The sequence below is a fragment of the Streptomyces sp. NPDC097107 genome (assembly GCF_044762405.1).
Taxonomy (GTDB): domain Bacteria; phylum Actinomycetota; class Actinomycetes; order Streptomycetales; family Streptomycetaceae; genus Streptomyces; species Streptomyces thinghirensis.
In genome coordinates this window covers 287,454-307,434 of sequence record NZ_JBIWEF010000004.1, presented here as the reverse complement: position 1 = coordinate 307,434, position 19,981 = coordinate 287,454, and the positions used below count along the sequence as shown (strand labels likewise).

General features: G+C 71.8%; 18 protein-coding genes. 12 read left to right on the top strand and 6 right to left on the bottom strand.

What is annotated here, in order from left to right; genetic code table 11:
- The first annotated feature begins 95 nt into the window (after positions 1 to 95).
- The 7 genes from bagB to ACIQ1J_RS11565 all read left to right on the top strand — a co-directional run bounded on the left by bagB (position 96) and on the right by ACIQ1J_RS11565 (position 5,565).
- The gene (gene bagB / locus ACIQ1J_RS11595; protein WP_403556256.1) at positions 96 to 869 is read left to right on the top strand and encodes a bagremycin/ferroverdin biosynthesis DhnA-type aldolase BagB/FevI; all 774 of its coding nucleotides are present in this window, start codon (positions 96 to 98) and stop codon (positions 867 to 869) included.
- A gap of 18 nt (positions 870 to 887) precedes the next feature.
- Entirely contained in the window at positions 888 to 1,994 is a 1,107-nt protein-coding gene (gene bagC / locus ACIQ1J_RS11590) for a bagremycin/ferroverdin biosynthesis 3,4-AHBA synthase BagC/FevH (protein WP_403556254.1), read from the top strand.
- Between the two features lie 4 nt (positions 1,995 to 1,998).
- Positions 1,999 to 2,361 (top strand): SAV_915 family protein, encoded by a 363-nt coding sequence (locus ACIQ1J_RS11585; RefSeq protein ID WP_403556252.1) that lies wholly within the window; start codon positions 1,999 to 2,001, stop codon positions 2,359 to 2,361.
- A gap of 109 nt (positions 2,362 to 2,470) precedes the next feature.
- Positions 2,471 to 3,577, top strand: a complete 1,107-nt coding sequence (bagY, locus tag ACIQ1J_RS11580; RefSeq protein WP_403556250.1) for a LuxR family transcriptional regulator BagY/FevT — start codon at positions 2,471 to 2,473, stop codon at positions 3,575 to 3,577.
- Positions 3,578 to 3,896: 319 nt separating this feature from the next.
- Positions 3,897 to 4,511 (top strand): hypothetical protein, encoded by a 615-nt coding sequence (locus ACIQ1J_RS11575; protein ID WP_403556248.1) that lies wholly within the window; start codon positions 3,897 to 3,899, stop codon positions 4,509 to 4,511.
- A gap of 45 nt (positions 4,512 to 4,556) precedes the next feature.
- Positions 4,557 to 5,261, top strand: a complete 705-nt coding sequence (locus ACIQ1J_RS11570) for a DUF6182 family protein (RefSeq protein ID WP_403556246.1) — start codon at positions 4,557 to 4,559, stop codon at positions 5,259 to 5,261.
- A gap of 139 nt (positions 5,262 to 5,400) precedes the next feature.
- A complete protein-coding gene (locus tag ACIQ1J_RS11565; protein WP_403556244.1) occupies positions 5,401 to 5,565 on the top strand; it encodes a hypothetical protein in 165 nt (54 codons plus the stop codon).
- A gap of 8 nt (positions 5,566 to 5,573) precedes the next feature.
- Here ACIQ1J_RS11565 and ACIQ1J_RS11560 read toward each other — a convergent pair whose 3' ends face one another.
- Positions 5,574 to 6,662 (bottom strand): PP2C family protein-serine/threonine phosphatase, encoded by a 1,089-nt coding sequence (locus tag ACIQ1J_RS11560; protein WP_403556242.1) that lies wholly within the window; start codon positions 6,660 to 6,662, stop codon positions 5,574 to 5,576.
- Positions 6,663 to 6,854: 192 nt separating this feature from the next.
- Between ACIQ1J_RS11560 and ACIQ1J_RS11555 the strand changes: the two genes are divergently transcribed.
- A complete protein-coding gene (locus ACIQ1J_RS11555) occupies positions 6,855 to 7,376 on the top strand; it encodes a glutathione peroxidase (RefSeq protein ID WP_403556240.1) in 522 nt (173 codons plus the stop codon).
- A gap of 74 nt (positions 7,377 to 7,450) precedes the next feature.
- Entirely contained in the window at positions 7,451 to 8,311 is an 861-nt protein-coding gene (locus tag ACIQ1J_RS11550; protein ID WP_403556238.1) for a MerR family transcriptional regulator, read from the top strand.
- Between the two features lie 120 nt (positions 8,312 to 8,431).
- Here the strand turns inward: ACIQ1J_RS11550 and ACIQ1J_RS11545 are convergent, their stop codons facing one another.
- The 3 genes from ACIQ1J_RS11545 to ACIQ1J_RS11535 form a co-directional block, all read right to left on the bottom strand.
- Positions 8,432 to 8,623 carry a DUF397 domain-containing protein gene (locus ACIQ1J_RS11545; RefSeq protein WP_210963792.1) on the bottom strand — a complete coding sequence of 64 codons (192 nt, stop codon included), beginning with the start codon at positions 8,621 to 8,623 and terminating at the stop codon, positions 8,432 to 8,434.
- A 174-nt stretch (positions 8,624 to 8,797) separates the two neighbouring features.
- A complete protein-coding gene (locus ACIQ1J_RS11540) occupies positions 8,798 to 9,655 on the bottom strand; it encodes a helix-turn-helix domain-containing protein (RefSeq protein ID WP_403556236.1) in 858 nt (285 codons plus the stop codon).
- Positions 9,656 to 9,985: 330 nt separating this feature from the next.
- The gene (locus ACIQ1J_RS11535) at positions 9,986 to 10,744 is read right to left on the bottom strand and encodes a GPP34 family phosphoprotein (protein ID WP_279565536.1); all 759 of its coding nucleotides are present in this window, start codon (positions 10,742 to 10,744) and stop codon (positions 9,986 to 9,988) included.
- 189 nt (positions 10,745 to 10,933) lie between these two features.
- Between ACIQ1J_RS11535 and ACIQ1J_RS11530 the strand changes: the two genes are divergently transcribed.
- From ACIQ1J_RS11530 to ACIQ1J_RS11520, 3 genes are all read left to right on the top strand, one after another.
- Entirely contained in the window at positions 10,934 to 13,582 is a 2,649-nt protein-coding gene (locus ACIQ1J_RS11530; protein ID WP_403556234.1) for a D-alanyl-D-alanine carboxypeptidase, read from the top strand.
- Between the two features lie 233 nt (positions 13,583 to 13,815).
- The gene (locus ACIQ1J_RS11525; protein WP_403556232.1) at positions 13,816 to 15,726 is read left to right on the top strand and encodes a glycosyltransferase family 87 protein; all 1,911 of its coding nucleotides are present in this window, start codon (positions 13,816 to 13,818) and stop codon (positions 15,724 to 15,726) included.
- A gap of 219 nt (positions 15,727 to 15,945) precedes the next feature.
- Entirely contained in the window at positions 15,946 to 17,535 is a 1,590-nt protein-coding gene (locus ACIQ1J_RS11520; RefSeq protein WP_403556230.1) for a sodium:solute symporter family protein, read from the top strand.
- Positions 17,536 to 17,756: 221 nt separating this feature from the next.
- Here ACIQ1J_RS11520 and ACIQ1J_RS11515 read toward each other — a convergent pair whose 3' ends face one another.
- Entirely contained in the window at positions 17,757 to 18,872 is a 1,116-nt protein-coding gene (locus ACIQ1J_RS11515; protein ID WP_403556228.1) for an ADP-ribosylglycohydrolase family protein, read from the bottom strand.
- A 118-nt stretch (positions 18,873 to 18,990) separates the two neighbouring features.
- Positions 18,991 to 19,887 carry a LysR family transcriptional regulator gene (locus ACIQ1J_RS11510; RefSeq protein ID WP_403556225.1) on the bottom strand — a complete coding sequence of 299 codons (897 nt, stop codon included), beginning with the start codon at positions 19,885 to 19,887 and terminating at the stop codon, positions 18,991 to 18,993.
- Positions 19,888 to 19,981 lie beyond the last annotated feature (94 nt).

Genomic DNA, 19,981 nt, shown 5'->3' with positions numbered 1-19,981 from the left:
GAAGGTCGCCGCACGCGATATGCGGATGAGACGCCGAAGATACCCGCCCTCTTCAAGGTTGATCCAAGACCGGCACGGAGAAATGAGGAACCCCCATGATCTCCAATGGCGCGTTCGGCAGGCGGCTACGCCTGCGGCGCCTCTACCGAAACGATTCCGAACGGCTACTGATCGTGCCGATGGACCATTCGGTGAGCCAGGGACCGATCACCGGCGGCGAAGGGCTCGACGGACTCGTGGGCCGGCTGGCCACCAACCGGGTGGACGCCATCGTCCTGCACAAGGGCAGTCTCCGGCACGTCGATCCCGCCTGGTTCGGCAGCACCTCGCTCATCGTCCATCTGAGCGCCAGCACCGTGCACGCTCCCGACCCGGACGCCAAGTACCTGGTGGCCGGCGTCGAGGAGAGCCTGCGGCTGGGCGCGGACGCGGTGAGCGTGCACGTCAACCTGGGTTCGGACGGCGAGCAGCGGCAGGTGTCCGACCTGGCGGCGGTCGCCGAGGCCTGCGACCGCTGGAACGTACCGCTGCTCGCGATGATGTACCCCCGCGGCCCCAGGATCAGCGATCCTCGCGACCCCGCGCTGGTGGCGCACGCGGTGACCCTGGCCGCCGATCTCGGCGCGGACCTGGTCAAGGCCCCCTACGTCGGCTCGGTGACGGAGATGAAGGAGATCGTCGCCCGCTCTCCCGTCCCGGTCATCACCGTCGGCGGTCCGCGCAACGACGACGAGGGCCAGGTCCTCGCCCACGTCGGCGAGGCGCTGAGCGCCGGCGTCGCGGGCGTGGCCATGGGCCGCAACGTTTTCGAGGCGCCCGATCCCGGCGTCATGGCCGGGAAGCTGGCCGATCTCATCCACAGTGTGTGACCCCTAGGAGCCCTGCACATGAAGCTCAGTTGGCTGGACATCCGAGGCGTCGACGAGGCGCGGGACGCCATCGTCCAGGAGGCGCTGCACCAGCGGGTCGACGGCATCGTCGCGGCGGACCCGGCACCCCTGGAGGGCCTGCCCCCGACCGTCACCAAGGTGCTGTTCCCCCGCGGCAAGACCCTCCCGGAGGACTTCGGTGAGGCCACCGTGATCATCGTGGACCCCGACTTCCACAAGATCACCCCCGCCGAGCTGAAGCTCAGGCACCCGGAGCTGGAATTCGGCCGGTTCGTGGAAATCGTCGACGCGAAGACGCTGGAGGACGCCTGTCAGTCGGCGCGCACCGAGCAGTGGAGCCTGCTGCTGTTCCGCGACCCGACCAAGATCCCGCTGGAGATCGTCATCGCGGCGTCCGCCGCCGCCCGGGGCAGTCTGATCACGGTGGCGGCCGACGTCGAGGAGGCCGAGATCATCTTCGGCGTGCTGGAGCACGGCTCCGACGGCGTCATGATGGCGCCCCGCAAGGTCGGCGACGCCACCGCTCTGAAGGCCGTGGTCAACGCCGAGACCCCCGACCTGCTTCTGACCGAGCTGGAGGTCGTCGGCACGGAGCACGTCGGCATGGGCGAGCGCGCCTGCGTCGACACCTGCACCTACTTCCGCGAGGACGAGGGCATCCTGGTCGGGTCGCACTCCAAGGGCATGATCCTCTGCGTCAGCGAGACGCACCCGCTGCCGTACATGCCGACCCGCCCGTTCCGGGTGAACGCCGGCGCCATCCACTCGTACACGCTGTCCAAGGACGGCCGGACCAACTACCTCAGCGAGCTGAAGGCCGGCAGCAAGGTCGTGGCGTCCGACGTCGAGGGCCGCACCCGGCTCGTCACCGTCGGCCGGGTCAAGATCGAGACCAGGCCGCTGATCTCGGTGAACGCGGTCTCCACCGACGGCCGCGAGGTCAATCTGATCCTCCAGGACGACTGGCACGTGCGGGTGCTCGGCCCGGGCGGCAAGGTCCTCAACAGCACCGAGCTGAAGCCCGGCGACAAGGTGCTCGGCTTCCTGCCGACGGAGGACCGGCACGTCGGCTACCCGCTCGACGAGTTCTGCCTCGAGACGTGACGTAGTGGACGCGCTCCTGTACGTCCCGGTCCGGGTCGGCGACCTCGACGGCGCGGCGGCCGTCGTGCGCACGGCCCGGCCGGGTGCCGGTACCGAGCGGGTCGGCCTCGCCTTCACCCGCGAGGAACGGCTCCACGCCGCGCTGGGACCCACCCAGCGGTGGATCCGTCTGTCCCGGCCCGCGCTCCTGGCGCTGCTCGGGCCACTGGGCATCGAGCACGTCCGGATCGACCCGCTCTACGTCGGGCCTGAGATGCCGAGAATGCCGGAGGCGGCCGGCCTGCCGACCGTGCACCTCCGCGGGGACGGGCCCGTCCTGACCGGCCCACGGCGGTACGCGCAGTGGCTCCCGGACGACGTGTGGTGACGGTCGGCGTCACCGCCCCGGAACCGCCAAGTGGCGTACGGTGGAGTCAGGTTGTGACAGGCAAGGCTGACTCTTCATCCGTACACCACCCCGGAACGGAGTGCCGGAGATGCCCACTGCTCTCGGTCGCGACGAACTCCTCCTGCGCGCCGGACGCGCGGACAGCCCGCACACGCTGTTCAGCACGCTGGCGACGCAACTGCGCAGGGCGGTCCCGTACGACGCCGCCGTCTGGCGGGCCACCGACCCGGAGACCGGCATGATCACGTCGCCGATCTTCGCGGAGAACATCGAGGACCACAGCTGTGCCGTCTACTGGCAGTACGAGCTGTTCACGGAGAAGATCAACCTGTTCCGGGACCTCGCGCTGGCGCCGGTACCGGTGGCCAGCCTGTGGGAGACCACGGGGGGCGAGCCCGAGCGCAGTTCCCTGTACCGGGGCTTTCTGGCGCCGCGCGGGGTGCACGACGAGTTGCGGGCCGTGCTGCGGGTGGACGGCCGGCCCCACGGGTACATCAGCCTGTTCCGGGAGACGGGGCGGGCCGAGTTCTCCACCGGGGAACGCAGGTTCATGGAGGATCTGGGCACGCCCGTCGCCCGCCTGCTCAGGGCGTACGCCAAACAGCGTCCCGAGCCGTCCGGCGACGCTCTGACCGGCACCGGGCTGCTGCTGTTCGACGCCGAGGGCGCCCTCGTCTCGGTCAACGACGAGGCACGGCGCTACCTGGAGGAGATGCCGCGGGGTCCCGCCTCGCTCACCGCGCTCGGTCTGCGCATACCCCTGTGGGTGCACGGCACCGCGATGCGGGCCAGGGCGATCGCCGAGGAGCGCGGCGGGGACACCGCGCGGATCAGGATGCGCACCCGCACCGGCCGCTGGCTGGTGTGCCACGCGTCCTGCCTGCGCGGGGCCGACGGACGCCCCGGCGCCTCCGCGGTGATCATCGAACGCGCCCCGGTCTCCGACGTCACGCCGCTCGTCGTGCAGGCCTACGAGCTGTCGGAACGGGAGCTGGAGGTCACCCGACGGGTGGCGCGGGGCCTGTCCACCAGCGGGATCTCCGAGGAGCTGCACCTGTCGCCGCACACGGTGCGCGACCACATCAAGGCGATCTTCGAGAAGCTCGGCGTGTCCAGCCGCGGCGAGTTGGTGGGCCGGCTGTTCACCGAGTACTACGAGCCCATGGGTTCGTCCCCCACCGGCCGGCGGAGCTAGGCCCCGGCCCGCCCCCGCGGATCAGGCGGCGGGCCCCGGGCCCGGCACGCGCCCCGAAGGAACCGGCACAACCCGAAGAACCGACCGCACCACGCCACGGCCCCGGGCGGGCCGCCGTCCGAGCGGCCGTGCCCGCGCGCGCCCGCGGCCGTGCGCAGGGCCGGCACGTGCGCAGGGCCGGCACGCGCTCGAACCGGCACGCGCTCGAACCGGCACGCGCTCGGGCCTGCATGTGCTCGGGCCTGCATGTGCTCGAACCGGCACGCGCTCGGGCCGGCCGCGGATCAGCTACCAGGAAGTGAAGCTGCCGACCTCACCCATGCCTTACGGCGCCCGGCCGTACGCGCCACCCCGGGCCGACGGCCCGGAATTCACCGTCCTGCTCGGCCCGGACTACTCGGGCAAGTCGTCGGTGCTGCGGCGTCTCGCCGACAGCGGCCACTGGACGGTGGTCACCTGCGACCAGACGCCGCTCGACACCGACTACGCGCTGATCGGCCGGGCCCGCCGGGAACTGCTGTCCGAAGCGCTGAGGGCTCCGGCCGGACGCTACTCGCCGGACATCCTCATCACCCTGCTGCAACTGGCCGTGGTGCACATGCGCGACCGCGTGACCGGCGCACCGCCCGGACGCCCCCCGAACCGGGCTCCGGCATCGACCGTGCCGTCGACGCCGTCGTGCACGCGACGGGGCATCGGGCCGGTGTCTGACATGGAGGCGGAACTGTTCCCCGCGTACCGGGGAAGAGTGCTGGCCGAGCGGGACGGGCTGCGCAAGGCACTCGGCGACGTGCGGGCGGCACAGGACGGCGCACTGCGGCACCTGCTGAGCGCGAACGCCGCCGGCAGACCGGCGGGCGGGCCCACGTGGATCCCTACCGGCTCACCTCCGCGCTGCTGCGCAGACACCAGCGGGTGCCGCTGCGCGCCGTAACCTCCGCCGTCTACCTCTGACCGCCCGGCAGAAGGGGCACCGCCCGTGTTCACCCAGCAGTACCTCCGGGAGCACGCCGAACGCCGTGTGCGGGCCGCGCGCGCCGGCCGGGCGGCCGAGCCGGACCGGACGGCCGTGACGGTCGTGCTGCGGCGCTTCGAACCCACGACGTTCGCGCGGTCCGCGGTGGCCTACGCCCTGAGTCTGCCGGACACGCTGAGCGAGCCGTGGCTGCGCGCCCACACCCGCACGGTCTTCCTCTCCGGCAACCCCGACAACCTCCGTACGCGGTTCGCCTTCCACCACGTCAGCGCGGACGGCGCCATGGCGTGGACGCTGCCCGAGGACACCGGCGAGGCCCCGCCGCTGCGGCGTCTGCTGCGGCTCTTCCCCGCTCCCGCCCTGCCCCCGCTGCCCGCCCGGATCGAGATTCCGCCCCGGGCCGGCGCCGGTCCGGACCTTCGCACGGCACGGCTCGACGTCGTCACCACCCGGGTGTCCCTGGCCGACTATCTCGTGCACGTTCACCACGCCCTGGCCGAGGCGGTCCTGTCCGGGCTGATCGGCGCGGGCACCGGAGTCGTGCTCCGGCACCTGCCCCGACTCGACCCGGCCGAGGGGCCCTACGCGATGCTGCGCGCCGTCCCCGACCGGGACGCGGCCGACGGCCGGCTGCGCGCCTGCGCGGGCGTCGCCCGGTGCGGCGTTGAAGGCGAGGAAAGCGAAGGGACTTGGGTTCATTTGGAGTGAAATGAGAAGGAAGCCCCTTCATGGCCTCGCCGCGGGCAACGCCAACTCTCAGCCCGGGATCAGGTCGCGCGGATTCTCGAGGGTGCCGACCCGGAAGTCCTGGTGCAGCCCCTCGGGGGCGTCTCGCGCGGCATGAGAGGTGCAGGACGCGGAACAGCCTGCCGGGAGCGGACTTCAGCAGCCGCACCGCACCGGGGACGTCGAAGTCGTCGAGCAGCTGCCCGAGGCGGCTGCCGAAGGACCGCGCCTCCTTCTCGCCCCGCGCGACGGCGAACACGTCGGCGGCGGCGGCCGGCGGGGCTGACCGGACGCTCACGCCGGTCCGGCCGCTGCCCCGCCGTCATGGCCCTGATACCGCAGCAGCAGCATCGCGGCGTCGTCGTGGTGCGGTCCCGCCGCGTGCCGCACCAGGTCCTCGCGGAGGGCGTCCAGGGCCCGGTGGACGTCGGGGTCCTTCAGGAGGTGGGCGCGTTCGGCGAGCGGGTAGAAGTCGCCCTCCTCGTCCCGGGCCTCCGTCACGCCGTCGGTGTAGAGGAGCAGCTGGTCGCCGGGGACGAAGGGCACCGAGAACAGCTCCGGGCCGGGGCCGCCGTGTGCGGCCAGGCCCAGCGGGAGGGCGTGGGCGGGCGGCTCCGGGAAGTCGGCGGTGCCGTCACGGTGGACGACCATCGGGGCCGGGTGGCCGTAGTTGAGGAGGACGACCTGGTGGTCGTAGCCGATCTCGGCGACGATCGCGGTCACGAACTTCTCGTCCTCCAGCTCGCGGGCGACGCTGCGTTCCAGCCGCTCGCCGAGCTTGACCAGGTCCTTCTCGTCGTACGCCGCTTCCCGGAAGGCGCCGAGGACCCTGGCCGCGGTCTCCACCGCCGCCAGGCCCTTGCCCTGCACGTCGCCCACGATCACCCGGACGCCGTGCGGGGAGGCCGTCACCTCGTACAGGTCGCCGCCGATCCGGGCCTCGGCGAGCGCCGAGGTGTACGAGACGGCCGCGTGCAGCGGGCCCGCGGTCAGCGGTACCGGGCGCAGCAGGACCCGCTGGGCCGCCTCCGCGATCGACCGCACACTGGCCAGTTCCGCCTCCCGGCGCGAACGCATCACGGCCGCCGCGATTCCGACGCCGGTCACACCGGCCACCGACACCATGGCGGTGTAGCCGCGGGGACGGTCGAAGAGCCCGTTGTACAGGCCGAGGCCCACGCAGAGCAGCAGCGCGACCAGCCCGATCACCGCCGTACGACGCCAGCCGCCGACCAGTCCGGCGAACGCCGGTCCCAGCGACACCAGCGGCAGGAGCCCCACCCCCGGCCCGGCCGTGAGGTCCACGACGGCGACCACGGTCATGGCCGCGACAGGCACCCAGGCCAGCATCGTGGCACTGGACGGCGACTTCTTCACGGTCATGACTACTCCGGTGTCGCAGCGCTCAAGAGTCGCCTCTTCCCCGTTCTCAGGCGTCCCTCCCCAGTCTCTTAGACTATGCAACGGTTCGTTGGCGCAGGAGTTCCCGAGCGGTCCTTAACCCAATCGAGGCCGAGTATCGAGGCCGGGTGACGCGCCCGCCGGCACGACATGTGACGGGGCTAGCATCCGCTCATGAGGACCTCAGAGAACACGCAGCGCAACGACAGCCTCCCCCTCGACGTCGGCATCGGCGCCCTCCAGGGCGGATCCGCCGACCTCTCCCAGTACGCGGGCCGGGTCGTACTGGTGGTCAACGTGGCCTCCAAGTGCGGGCTCACCCCCCAGTACGCCGGCCTGGAGCGGCTGCACGAGCGGTACGCGGAACAGGGCTTCACCGTGCTCGGCGTCCCCTGCAACCAGTTCATGGGCCAGGAGCCGGGCAGCGCCGACGAGATCGCCGAGTTCTGCTCGGCGACGTACGGCGTGACCTTTCCGATGACCGAGAAGGTGGACGTCAACGGGGAGGGCCGGCATCCGCTGTACGACCGGCTGACGGGCTTCGCCGACGCCGAGGGGCACAGCGGGGACATCCGCTGGAACTTCGAGAAGTTCCTGATCGGGCGGGACGGCGAGGTCGCCGCGCGGTTCTCGCCGCAGGCCGAGCCGGAGTCGGCCGAGGTCGTGGCGGCCGTGGAGGAGCGGCTGGCGGGTTGACCCTGCCCCTGGGGCAGGCCCGAGCATCGTCGTCGCCGGGCGGAACAGGCCGCCCGGCGACGGAGGATGACGACGTGGACGATGCACGCGACGACGAGTTGCTGACCATCGGGGCGTTCGCCGCGCGGGCCCGGCTGTCGGCCAAGGCTCTCAGGCTGTACGACCGTATGGGCTTGCTGGTGCCCGACCATGTGGACGAGGCCACCGGCTACCGCTACTACCGCACCCGGCAGACCGGACGCGCCCGGCTCGTGGCCCTGCTGCGCCAGCTGGACATGCCGCTCGCGAAGGTCGCGGAGGTGGTCCACGCGGACGGGCCCGGGGCCGCCGTTCTGCTCGACGCCTACTGGGCGGGAGTGGAGGCCCGGGTGGCCGGGCAGCGAACGCTCGCCGACTACCTCCGTGGACGTCTTTCGGGGAGGAGTTCCGAGGTGTACGGAAAGTTCGTGGTCGAGACGGTGGACGTGCCGGCGCAGGTGGTGATCAGCGAGATGCGGCACACCCTGGCGGGCGAGCTGCCGGCGTGGATCGGTGCCTCGCTGACCCGGCTGGAGGAGGCGGCGCGGGGCTGCGGGGGTGTGACGGCGGCGCCGTTCGTCGTCTACCACGCCGAGGTGTCGATGGAGAGCGACGGCCCGGCGGAGTCGTGCGTGCCGGTCGCCGACGAGGCGGCGGCCCGGGCGTGGAGCGAGGAGCGGGGGCGGGCCTGGCAGTCGCAGGCGCGGGTGGAGCCGGCCCGGCGGCTGGCCTACACCCGGATCACGAAGGCGCAGGTGGCCCATCCGCAGATCCTGGCCGCCTTCGAGGCGGTGGAGGAGTGGGTCGCCGCTCAGGGGCTGACGGTGGCGGGTCCTTGCCGTGAGGTGTACTTCGCCGACTGGGAGGCGTCGGGCCCCGAGGACCCGGTGTGCGACATCGCGTTCCCCGTGAGCTGAGCGCGACGGAGCTGAGTCGAGCCGACGCGGGGCCGGAACTGAACAGAGCCCTCTCGGCAAGGTCGGCGAACTGGTCGAGAGGGCTCCGTCGGCGGTGCTGGTGGGCGGAGCGTGGAGCCGTTACTCCTTGACCGAGGTCACGAAGGCGTTCCACGCGTCGGCGGGGAAGGCCAGGACCGGGCCCTCGGTGACCTTGGAGTCGCGGACGGCGAGTGCCGCCACGACCGGTGACTTGACCTCGACGCACGCGCCGTTTCCTCCGGAGTAGGAGGACTTGGTCCACGATTCCTGGGCGCCCTGAAGAATTGCCATGTCTGCTCCGATGGCGAGTGCTGAGTGCTGTTTACGCCAATGACGCTTGATCTTTGGCGTGATCGACGCTACTCGCTGTCCTCGCCGATCGGAGCAGCCATTCACCCGACCGGGTGGCATATACCAGTGTCTCCTCCAGTACCGCATACCAGGGGTGTAACATCCGCCGACACGTCAGCGGGCGTACTCCTTCGCCACGTCCTCGATGCGCCGCCGCGACTCCTCCACGTTCAGCGCCTGCGCCCGCAGGTGCTCGTACATCACCGTGTACTTCTGCACGTCCTGCGCCTTCTCCAGGTACAGGTCGCTGGTCACGCCCTCGATGTACACGACGCTCGAGTCGGCGGCGTCGGCGAACTCCAGGATCGAGTACTGGCCGTTGATGCCGGGGTGCGCCCCCACGTCGAACGGCAGCACCTGCACGGTGATGTGCGGCAGCTGCGACAGCTCGGCGACGTGCTCCAGCTGCTCGCGCATCACCTGCTTGCCGCCCACCACCCTGCGCAGGCAGGACTCGTCCAGGACCACCCACAGCCGCAGCGGGTTGCTGTCGGCGGAGATGCGCTCCTGGCGCCGTATGCGGACCTGGACCCGTTTCTCGATGTCGGCGACCGAAGTCTCGGGCAGGGCGCCCTGGATGAGCGCCTCGGCGTACGGCCGGGTCTGCAACAGGCCGGTGATGATCTGCGGTTCGTAGGTCCGCAGCGACTCCGCGTCGGTCTCCAGGCCGATGTAGACGCTGTAGGGGATGTCCCCGAAGGCGTGCCACCAGCCCTGCTGGCGCGAGTCCTTCGCCATCTGCATCAGCGAGTCGACGATCCGCTGGTCCTCGACCTCGTAGACCCCGCACAGGTCGCGGACGTCACGCTGGCTGATGCTGCGCCGGCCGTTCTCCAGGCGGCTGATCTTCGACTGCGAGACCAGCAGCCGCTCCGCCACCTCTTCGGCCGTCATGCCCTTGAGCTCACGGAGCCGGCGCAGCTCCTGGCCCAGCCGGCGTCGCCTGACGGTGGGATTGACATTGGACGCCACGGGACGTGCACCTCCGGCTGCGTGACTCATACCTGCCACTTTGCGTATCTGCTGCTGAGCAGACTGCCACCAAGGTGCTTTCTGCCGCTGGGAAACGGTCGATATGCGCCGCGTACACGCCAGTTCGGGGCGCCCCCCGTACACATGGCCGCGCGGGGCGGCGGAACCGTACCGCCGTCCGGGCGTGCCGGACGTACGGTCGGTCCCGCCGCCCCGCGCGAACCTGCGGCTCCCGTGACCGGGCCTGGGGACTGGCGGTGCGGCGGTGCGGGTACTGCTTGTGCCTTGCTGCTGCGTGTTGCTGCTGTGCGTTGTCGCGGTGGGTGTGGCTCAGTGGGCCACCGCACGCGCCATGGATCCGTGGCGCGGTTGCGCCGGAACACCGCGCGCGGGTTCCGGGGCGGGCCTGGCTCCCGGTCCCGCGGCCTGGCGGCCGGCCGGGGCCGGGGCACGGCGTGGCTGGGCCGCCGCGCCGTTCTGGACGTCCATCACCGCGTGCGCCACCAGGCCGCCCATGGGGTCGTGCCTGATGAGGTCCCGCAGGCGGGACCGTGACGAGCGTCCTTCGTTGCCCGGGTAGAGGTGCTTGCCGAGACCGACCGCGTGGGCCAGCGCGGCGAGCGCCGCGGTCCGCGGGTCCGGCGGTACGCCGGTGCGGATCGCCGAGTCCAGCCGGGCCTTGATCTCCCTGCTGATCGCCGTGTCCGTCGCCTGATAGCGAGTCGTCGGCAGCACCCCGCACATCTGGCCCTCCACGGCATGCACCATGCCGCATCGCTCCAGATGCGAGAGGTAGGTCTGGCGCAGCCCCAGGCGGGGCCCGCCAATCCAGTTGACCGCCCGTACGGGAGCGCCACGCCTTCGCAGCAACTCCAACGCGCAGTCCAGTGTTGGATCTCCTGTCGGCCGTGGTGCCACCACGGCGATACGATCCCCGTCTGGGGCTATCCGTCCGGCCAGCGCCAGCTCCACCAGCTGTGCTCCGGCCAGACCGAGGTCGAGCGACTGCGGCTGTGCGGTGGTACCCGTGGTCGGGTCCAACGCCAGCAGCAGAAGCTCTTCCGGAAGTGTTCTGCGGCTCCTGCCCATCCATGCCTCCCCGCGTGGATGAAAGACAGGGTGACCCCTCTCACATTGGTCTGTCGAGGGTGCGTGACCGGTTCGCAATGGAACCAGTAGGTATGTCGTTCTCGTCTACCGCGTGGGTTCCACCCGTACACAGGACACTGGTACATGGTTTCGGTACGGGTTCGGTAGCGCACACGCGACGTGCGGCGCATGGAGGAGGCATCGGTGGCGGGCGAGTCCCCCGACAGTTCGAAGCAGCGCGAGTCGTCGGAAGAACCGACGTCGGGGAGCGCGGGTCCGGTTCCCGAAGCCAGGACCGAGGCGAGCGAGGCGCGTGATCCGCGGCTGGCGGTGGCACGGGAGGACGCGAAGCCGTCGGCGTCCGCCGGGTCCGCCGGGTCCCGTGGGGGCGTCGATACGGCGACCCGGGTGCTGTCGGTCCGCGAGACGGAGGCGGAGTCCGACACGGAGGCGGAGTCGGAGGCGGAAGCCGAGGGCGAGGGCGCCGGCTCGGACCCCGTCGAGGACGGCTTCTCCGAGACGCCCGAAGAGTCCGACACCTCCGAGGTGTCTCATACGTCCGGCACCTCCGGGGCCGATCGCGACGAGCCCGCCGCCGCCACCGACGGCCGGCTGCGGAACGCCGTCGCCGCCTGGGTGGCGACCGCCGACGAGCGGGCCGCCGCGGAGGCCGGCGCCGGGGACACGCCGCGCGCGGGGGCCGCGGAGGAGACCCGGCGGGACACCGCCGCGGACTCCGGGGCGCCCGAGGACGAGCGCGACGCGCAGGCCACGGGAGCCGGGACCGGCTCCGGCGCGTCCGAGGACGCCGAAGAGCACGTGGGCGGTCAGTCCGACGGCGGACCCGACGCACGCGAGGGCACGAAGGAGCGCGCCGACGCTGCCGCCACCGCGGACCCCGACGCCTCGAAGGACACCGAAGAGCACCCCGACGGCGAGTCCGGCGATCGGTCCGACGCACGCGAGGACACGAAGGGGCGCGCGGACGCTGCCGCCACCGCGGACCCCGACGCCTCGAAGGACACCGAAGAGCACCCCGACGGCGAGTCCGGCGATCGGTCCGACGCACGCCAAGGCACGGACGAGCGCGCGGACGGCGAGTCCGACGGCCGCTCCGGGGCGTCCACGGGCACCGTGGAGAGCCCGGACGGCGAGGACGCCGCCGGGGCCGTCGGCAGTGCGGACCGGGGCGGCTCCGCGGACGGCGGGCGTCCCGTCGATCAGCCCACCGCCGTTTTCAAGGCCCCGCGGCCCTCCGCGCCCGCCGTCGACCAGCCGACGACCATGCTGAAGCTGGGCGACACCGCCAACCCGCCCAAGACCGGCAAGGAAGACAAGAGCGGCAAGGGCGGCAAGGGCGGCGATGCCCCCGCGCGGGTCCCGGAGGTTGGCGCCGAGCGGACCAGCAAGTTCGTCGCGCTCCGGCACCCGGACGACCCCGCGACGCGCAAGCCCCCGCCCGAGGCCCCCAGGGCGCCACAGGCACCCCGTACCGGGGCCACCGCCGCCGTACCGCAGGTCGGGCCCGAGCGGACGACGCAGCAGCCGCTGCCGCCGAAGCCGCCGCTGGACCTGCTGGCGGAGCTGACGAACACCCCGCCGCCCCCGGAGACCCCGCTGCGGACGACCGTGCGCCGGGTCAAGATCTGGACCCCGCTGGTCATCCTGCTGGTGATCGTCTTCGGCGTCGTGCAGTCGATGCGCGAACTGCCCGCGCCGGAGCTCGACCTCACGGCGCAGGACAGCTTCACCTTCGAGGGCGGCAAGCCGGAGATCCCGTGGCCGTCCAGCGGGCAGGCCGCGCTGGACGTGCAGGGCATCGGCACGTTCGGCTCGTCCGGCGATCAGCAGCCCGTGCCGATCGCGAGTGTCGCCAAGGTCATGACCGCGTACGTCGTCCTGCGCGACCACCCGCTCGAGAGCGGCGCCGAGGGCCCGAAGATCCAGATCGACCAGGCGGCGGAGGACCAGTCGCAGGCCGGCCAGGAGTCGACCGTCAACGTGTTCCAGGGCGACTCGATCTCGCAGCGCGAGGCCCTGGAAAGCATCCTGATCGCGTCCGCGAACAATGTGGCGCGACTGCTCGCCCGCTGGGACGCGGGGTCCGAGAAGGCGTTCGTGGAGAAGATGAACGCCGCCGCGAAGGACCTCGGCATGTCGAACACGACGTACACCGACCCGTCGGGCCTGAACAACACGACGGTGAGCACGGCCGTGGACCAGGTGAAGCTGGCCAAGGAGGCGATGAAGTCGCCCGCGTTCCGTGAGGTCGCCGCGATGATGTCGTACGACGACTACAAGGGCGTCAACCACTCCAACTGGAACCACCTGGTCGGCCACAACGACGTCGTCGGCATCAAGACCGGCACCACCACCTCCGCGCTCGGCAACCTGGTCTTCGCGGCGAAGAAGGAGGTCGGCGGCGAGACCCGGACCATCGTCGGTGCCGTGGTCCGCCAGCCGGCGGGCGGCAAGGACAACACCATCCTCGGTGCCGCGCTGGACTCCGGCGACAAGCTGATCCGGGCCGCGCAGGACACCTTGGAGTCGTCGACGATCCTGAAGAAGGGGAGCGTCGTCGGGTACGTCGACGACGGTCTCGGCGGCCGGACGCCGGTCGTCGCCACACAGGACGTCAAAGCCGTCGGCTGGCCGGGCCTGACCGTCAGACTGACGTTCAAGGCGGACGAGGTGCCGCACACGGCCGCGGCCGGCACGAAGGTCGGCACGCTCACGGTCGGTGACGGCGAGGCGGCCGGCGCGGTGAAGGTACCGGTCGCCCTCCAGAAGGATCTCGTGGAGCCCGCCTTCACGGACAAGCTGACCCGCCTGGGCTGACGGCCGGCCCGCACGGGCCGCACCGACGCGGACGTCCCCCGCGGCCCACCCGGCCGCGGGGGCGTTTGCGTCCCGGAAGCTCCTGGAAGGTCCCGGAGGGTGGCCGCGGGGTCCCGGAGGGGAGGAAGCCACGGTGCGGGAGTGCGTGCTAGCGTCACGAAACGGGCAGGTCGCCGGTCACGGGAACGGGACACGGCCGTAAGCAGAAAACGGGACACGGGGAGTGCCTTCAGGTGGCCACTGCGGAGCCGACACGCGCCGACGACGCCGATGCGGGCCCGGGAGCCGGCCCGCGACCGCACGTACCCGCGCCCCGCGAGGACGCCGGGGAGAGCGGACGGAGCGGGAGGACCGGCAGGGGCCCGGCGGGCGGCGTCCGTGAGCCGGACCGTGCCGAGCCGGAAGCGCCGTCCGCTGTGAAGGCCGCCTTCCTGGCCCTGCGCGAGCGCATGCTGCGCCACCCCGTGCTGTCCGTGACCGCCCTGGCGGGAATCCTCCACATCGCCTGGTTCTTCACGTTCGCGAACAGTGGCGGCGACCTCGCGGCGCAGGACGCGTGGTCGGAGTTCGTCGGCCGCCATCCGGACTCGGCGTACAACTTCGCCTGGTACGGCGGCATGCACCCGGTGTCGTACAGCGTCGTCTCGCCGTATCTGATGTCGGTGCTCGGCGTGCGTACGACGATGATGATCGCGGGGACGCTGTCGGCCGGGCTGCTGACGATGATCCTGATCCGCAGCCGGGTGGTCCGCAATCCGCTGTGGGCGTCGCTGGCGGGCCTGTTCGGGCTGCTGGGCAACGCGGCGTCGGGCCGGGTGACGTTCGGGCTGGGCATGATGTTCGGGCTGGGGGCGGTCGCGGTGGTGTTCTGCTGGCCCTACCGCTGGCGGTACGAGCGGTGGGCCAAGGGACTGTGCGCGGCGCCGCTGGCCGCGCTGTCCACGATGGCCTCGCCGGTCTCGGGTCTGTTCGTGGGTCTGGTGGCGGTGGCCCTGTTCCTCCAGAAGCGCCGCCCGGGGGCCTGGTCGCTGGGGCTGGCCCCGGCGGCGGTCGTCGCGCTGTCGGCCGTACTCTTCCCCTTCTCCGGTACGCAGCCGATGGGCTTCGGCTCGGCGGTCCTGCCGGTCCTGTATGCGGGCCTGGTGTACGTGTTCGTGCCGCGCACCTGGACGACCGTACGGATCACGTCGGCGGTCTACGGCCTGTCCGTGCTGCTGGTCTGGCTGATCAGCTCCCAGATCGGCTCCAACATCACCCGCCTCGCGATGCTCTTCGCCGGGGCGGCCCTGGTGGCCGCGCTGCCGTTCACGGTGGCGCGGACGCGCAAGTGGTACGCGCTCGTGGTCGCGGTCATCGGCTTCGTCGGCTGGATCGGCTTCAAGTCGGCCGACGACGTCGTCCACACCCAGCCGACCGCTTCCTGGGCGCGCGAGCTGGCGCCGCTCCTCAACGAACTGCAGGAGGTAGGCGCGGAGAAGGGCCGGGTGGAGGCCGTACCCGCCCGCTCCCACCGAGAGGCCTCGGCGCTCGCGCCGTACGTGAACCTGGCCCGCGGCTGGACCCGCCAGGCCGACATGGAGCGCAACCCGCTCTTCTACGACGACACGCTCAACTCGGCGAACTACCACGAGTGGCTGAAGCGCTGGGCCGTGCACTACGTGGTGCTGCCCAAGGGCGAGCCGGACGGCGACGGCGGCAAACGCGAGCGGGAGCTGATTCAGCGGGGCCTGCCGTACCTGAAGCAGGTCTGGGGGGACGCCAACTGGCAGCTGTTCGAGGTGCTCGACCCGACGCCGCTGGCGGAGCCCGACGCGGTGGTCCAGCGTGCCGAGCAGGACGAGTGGACGATCGACGTGAAGCAGCCGGGCCGCGTTCTGGTCCGGATGCCGCACTCGCCGTGGCTGAGCCTCGTCGACGCCGAGGGCAGGAAGCTGGAGCCGCCCCAGGAGACGGAGGCCTCCAAGAACGGTCCGGAGGGCACGCCGAAGACGTTCGACAACGTCAACGGCTGCCTGACGGAGACGGAGGAGACCGCCGAGGGCGACAAGTGGACGGTGCTGATCGCCCCCGAGGCGGGCACGTACCGGCTGGCGTCGCCGTACGGGCTGAAGCGGGGTACGCCGTGCCCGGACGAGCTGAAGTAGGCGGCCTCGGGAGGGCCGTCCGGATGTTCATGTAGGTGAACCCAGGTCAGCAAGCCGAACATTTTTACCTGCTCTTGACCCTCCCCTTCCTTGTCGTGCCCGCGTCGGCACAACCACGATGAGCGGGCACTTCGCGGTTCCTTCCTCGCCCCTACCCCGCTCGCGCGAAGTGCCAGCCAGCTGAGCGGAGTTCACAAGGCGGACCCCGGAAGGGGGCACATGAACGGTCTCGACTGGTCCGTGCTCATCGGCTACTTCGCCGTCATGGTGGCGATCGGCGTGTGGTCGCACAAACGCGTGGACAACGTCAGCGACTTCTTCACGGCCGGCGGCAAGATGCCCTGGTGGCTCTCCGGCATCTCGCACCACATGTCGGGCTACAGCGCGGTGATGTTCACCGGGTACGCGGGCATCGCCTACACCTACGGCGTCACGTCCTTCGTCACCTGGTCCTTCCCCATCGCGCTCGGCATCGCCGTCGGGTCCAAGCTGTTCGCGCCGCGCATCAACCGGCTGCGCTCACGGCTGCACGTGGCCTCTCCCCTGGAGTACCTCAAGAACCGGTACGACCTGCCGACCCAGCAGGCCCTCGCCTGGTCCGGCATGCTGCTGAAGATCGTGGACGTGGCCGCGAAGTGGGCGGCCATCGCCACGCTGCTGTCGGTCTTCACCGGCATCACCCTCAACCAGGGCATCCTGATCACCGGCGTCATCACGGGCATCTACTGCACGATCGGCGGCCTGTGGGCAGACGCGCTGACCGAGCTGGGCCAGTTCATCATCCAGCTGCTGGCGGGTGTGGCCATGTTCGTGGCCGTGGTCATGAAACTCGGCGACCACGGCGGCTTCTTCGGCGTCTGGGACGAGCCCGAACTCCAGGGCCACGGCGAACCGCTGGTCGGCCCGTACGGCACGGTGTTCCTGCTCGCCTTCCTCTTCATCAAGCTCTTCGAGTACAACGGCGGCATGCTCAACCAGGCCCAGCGCTACATGGCCACGAGCAATGCCCGCGAGGCCGAGCGGTCGGCTCGGCTGTCGGCGGTGCTGTGGCTGGTCTGGCCGCTGGTGCTGTTCTTCCCGATGTGGATGTCGCCGCTGCTGGTGGAGTCGCAGAAGGCGGACGGCTCCGACTCCTACGCCCTGATGACCGAGCAGCTGCTGCCGCACGGCCTGCTCGGCCTCGTCATCGTCGGCTTCTTCTCGCACACCATGGCCATGTGCTCCTCGGACGCCAACGCCATCGCGGCCGTCTTCACCCGTGACGTGGCGCCGGTGCTGTCGGCGCGGGCCAGGAGCTGGAGCGATCGCGCCGGGCTGCTGGCGGCGCGGCTGGCGACGGTCGTCTTCCTCGGCCTGTCGATGGCGGTGGCGACGCAGGTCGACTCGCCGACCTTCAAGGACATCATCACCGTCGTGATCAAGTGGGTGGCCGGACTGATGGGCCCGATCGCGATCCCGATGATGCTCGGTCTGCTGCGGCCCTTCCGCCGCTCGGGTCCGACGGCCGCGCTCACCAGTTGGGCGCTGGGCCTGCTCGCCTTCTGGCTGGTCAACTACCCGATCAACTGGAGCGTGGAGGGCGGGGTGCCGCTGGAGTACCAGGTGTCGATCCCGCTGGCCGTGTCGCTGGTCCTGTACGTCCTGATCGGTTTCCTGAAGCCGGAGGACACCCCGGAACGGCTCGCGATCATCGAGCGGGTCAACACGGACGGCGACGACGACGCCTCCGGCGCGGCGGCGGCCGTCCCGGCGCCGGCGGGCGGCGTGGAGGACGGGGTGGGACGCACCCGGGTGGGCGACCAGGGCTGACCGCGCGGTCGGCCCCTGGACGCTCCCGGCGTTCGCCAGGGCCCGTCGTTCGGATCAGGTCGGCTGAGAGGGACCGCGCCTCTCGGCCCACCCGAGCGGGGCGTGGTGCGTGCGGCTGCAAGGCGGAGGAGGGCGGCAGGGCGGAGCCCCGGCAACCGACGACAACGCCGCGAATGCGCGTGCCACGCCCCGCGACGCCGGCATGTTCCGAACGGCAGGCCCTATCCCCGCGGGTACCGTGCCAGCCACCCCGGCGACGATCCCGCCGGGCCGTGCAGCGCGGGGCCCTGGGTCATCTCCATGGCGAAGTCGTCGGCCAGTTCCAGGATCGTCGGACGGCCCTCCAACTCGGCCAGCCAGGCCGGTGGGAGGGCCGTTTCCCCGTGCAGCGCGCCGAGCAGCCCGCCGGTCAGGGCACCGGTCGCGGCGGACGGCCCGCCGTGGTTGACGGCGAGCCGCAGCCCGTGCCGTACGTCCTCGCCGACGAGGGCGCAGTAGACGGCGGCGGCCACCAGCCCCTGCGCCGCCCCCTCGCCGATCAGCTCGGTCACCCGCGCCGGGCCCGGCATTCCCTGCCGTACCGCGCCGAGCGCGCGCTGGAGGGCGTCCGACACGGGCTGGTGCCCCGGCCTGGCGGCGAACAGGGCGAGTCCCCGCTGCACGGCACCGTCGAGGCTCTCGCCGCGCGCCAGCCCGTGCACGATCACGGCGTACGCGCCCGCCGCCAGGTAGCCGGTGGGGTGGCCGTGGGTCTGGGCCGCGCACTCCACGGCGAGCTGGGCGACCAGTTGCGGCTCCCAGCCGACCAGGAGCCCGAACGGCGCCGACCGGGCGGCGGCCTCGGGCCCGCGATCGCCGGGGTTCTTGGGTGCCTCCGGGGTGCCCATGGTCTCGTCACCGAGGCCGAGCAGCAGAGCGCGGGGGGCGTTCCGGCGGGCGTACAGCCACTCCTCGTGGGCCAGCCAGCCGTCGTCCTTGCGCCGCAGGTCGGGTCCCCAGTCGCGCTGGGTGGCGGCCCAGCGCCGGTACGCCCGGTGCAGGTCGGTCGGCGGGTGCCAGGCGCCGGTGTCCCGCCGTACCTGCGCGCGGATCAGCCCGTCCACGGAGAACAGGGCGAGCTGGGTGAGGTGGGTGACGGCACCGCGCCGGCCGTAGGCGGGGGCCAGGTCGGTGAGCCCTTCCGCGCCGTGGGCCTCGCGGATGCCGTCGAGGTCCAGCCCGTCGACGGGCGCGCCGAGGGCGTCCCCGACAGCCACCCCGAGCAGCGTTCCGCGCACCCGGCTGCGGAAGTCCTGCTGCTCGGCACGGCCCCAGACGGCACCGGTCGTCGCGCCCACCTGGACCTCCTCTCGGCACTGTCCACATCGCTGTCCACACCACTGGCCCCACGTAATGACGTCCAGCACTGTATTCGAACGAGGATGTCCGGTCAGGGCAGGAACGGTGTGGAGACGTTCACGTGGCGACGCGCCTCTCGCGGCAGCAGCGGACGAAGTCCCGGACGACGGGGTTGTCGTCGTCGGCGGGGGCCCAGGCGACACCGACGCTGCTGGGGCTCACTCCGGTGACCCGGCGGTGGACGACGCCGGGCCGGGTGTAGAAGCGGGCCGCGGAAGCGGGGGCGAGGGCGATGCCGTATCCGTTGGCGATCGCGCTGAGCCAGTCGTCCGGCTGCTCGGTGACCGCGCCGACGCGCACCGGATGGCCGTCGCGCTCGTCGGCGGCCAGCCAGTACTCCCGCCACCGGCCCGTTTCCGGTGGGGCCGCCACGAACGGCTCGTCCCACAGGTCCCGGAAGGCGATCACCGCACGAGCGGCGAAGGGGTGCGCCTCGGGCAGCACGACGCAGCGGGGTTCGCTGAACAGGACCGTCACCCGCAGCGCGTCCTGACCGGGGAACGGCACTCGCACCAGGGCGACGTCGACGTCCGCGTCCGCGAGTCCGGCGGAGGGATTCGACCAGGCGGCCTGCCGCATCTCGGCCCGCCAGCCCGGCCGGCGCCGGGCGAACTCCGCGATGATCGGCTGCGTCGCCTCGTTGGCGGCGCTGGCGATGAATCCGACCCGCAGGACGCGGGCCGCACGGCTCGCCGCGGACCTCGTCTCCCGCAGCGCCCGCTCCCACCCGGCCAGCAGGGCGGGGGCCCGTTCCGCCAGCGCCCGCCCCGGCTCGGTGAGGGTCATGCCGGTCCTCGACCGCGTGAACAGGTCCACGCCGAGCCCGGCCTCCAACTGCCGGATCTGCTTGGTCAGCGCGGGCTGGGAGACGTACAGCAGCTCGGCGGCCCGGGTGAGGCTGCTCTCCTCCGCCACAGCCACGAAATACCGCAGCAGCCGGGTGTCGACGTCCATGCCGCCAGGTTATAGGCGCAGGTATTGGACGTCGTGGCACGCCGAGATGAAGGCTTGGTCCCGTGGTTCCTTGGCCTCTTGGCCTCTTGGCCTC

Excerpts from the sequence above, each read along its gene's own strand:
- bagB (WP_403556256.1), top strand. The coding sequence starts at position 96 with ATGATCTCCAATGGCGCGTTCGGCAGGCGGCTACGCCTGCGGCGCCTC.
- bagC (WP_403556254.1), top strand. The coding sequence starts at position 888 with ATGAAGCTCAGTTGGCTGGACATCCGAGGCGTCGACGAGGCGCGGGAC.
- bagY (WP_403556250.1), top strand. The coding sequence starts at position 2,471 with ATGCCCACTGCTCTCGGTCGCGACGAACTCCTCCTGCGCGCCGGACGC.
- ACIQ1J_RS11575 (WP_403556248.1), top strand. The coding sequence starts at position 3,897 with ATGCCTTACGGCGCCCGGCCGTACGCGCCACCCCGGGCCGACGGCCCG.
- ACIQ1J_RS11560 (WP_403556242.1), bottom strand. The coding sequence starts at position 6,662 with ATGACCGTGAAGAAGTCGCCGTCCAGTGCCACGATGCTGGCCTGGGTG.
- ACIQ1J_RS11555 (WP_403556240.1), top strand. The coding sequence starts at position 6,855 with ATGAGGACCTCAGAGAACACGCAGCGCAACGACAGCCTCCCCCTCGAC.
- ACIQ1J_RS11545 (WP_210963792.1), bottom strand. The coding sequence starts at position 8,623 with ATGGCAATTCTTCAGGGCGCCCAGGAATCGTGGACCAAGTCCTCCTAC.
- ACIQ1J_RS11535 (WP_279565536.1), bottom strand. The coding sequence starts at position 10,744 with ATGGGCAGGAGCCGCAGAACACTTCCGGAAGAGCTTCTGCTGCTGGCG.
- ACIQ1J_RS11530 (WP_403556234.1), top strand. The coding sequence starts at position 10,934 with ATGGAGGAGGCATCGGTGGCGGGCGAGTCCCCCGACAGTTCGAAGCAG.
- ACIQ1J_RS11520 (WP_403556230.1), top strand. The coding sequence starts at position 15,946 with ATGAACGGTCTCGACTGGTCCGTGCTCATCGGCTACTTCGCCGTCATG.
- ACIQ1J_RS11510 (WP_403556225.1), bottom strand. The coding sequence starts at position 19,887 with ATGGACGTCGACACCCGGCTGCTGCGGTATTTCGTGGCTGTGGCGGAG.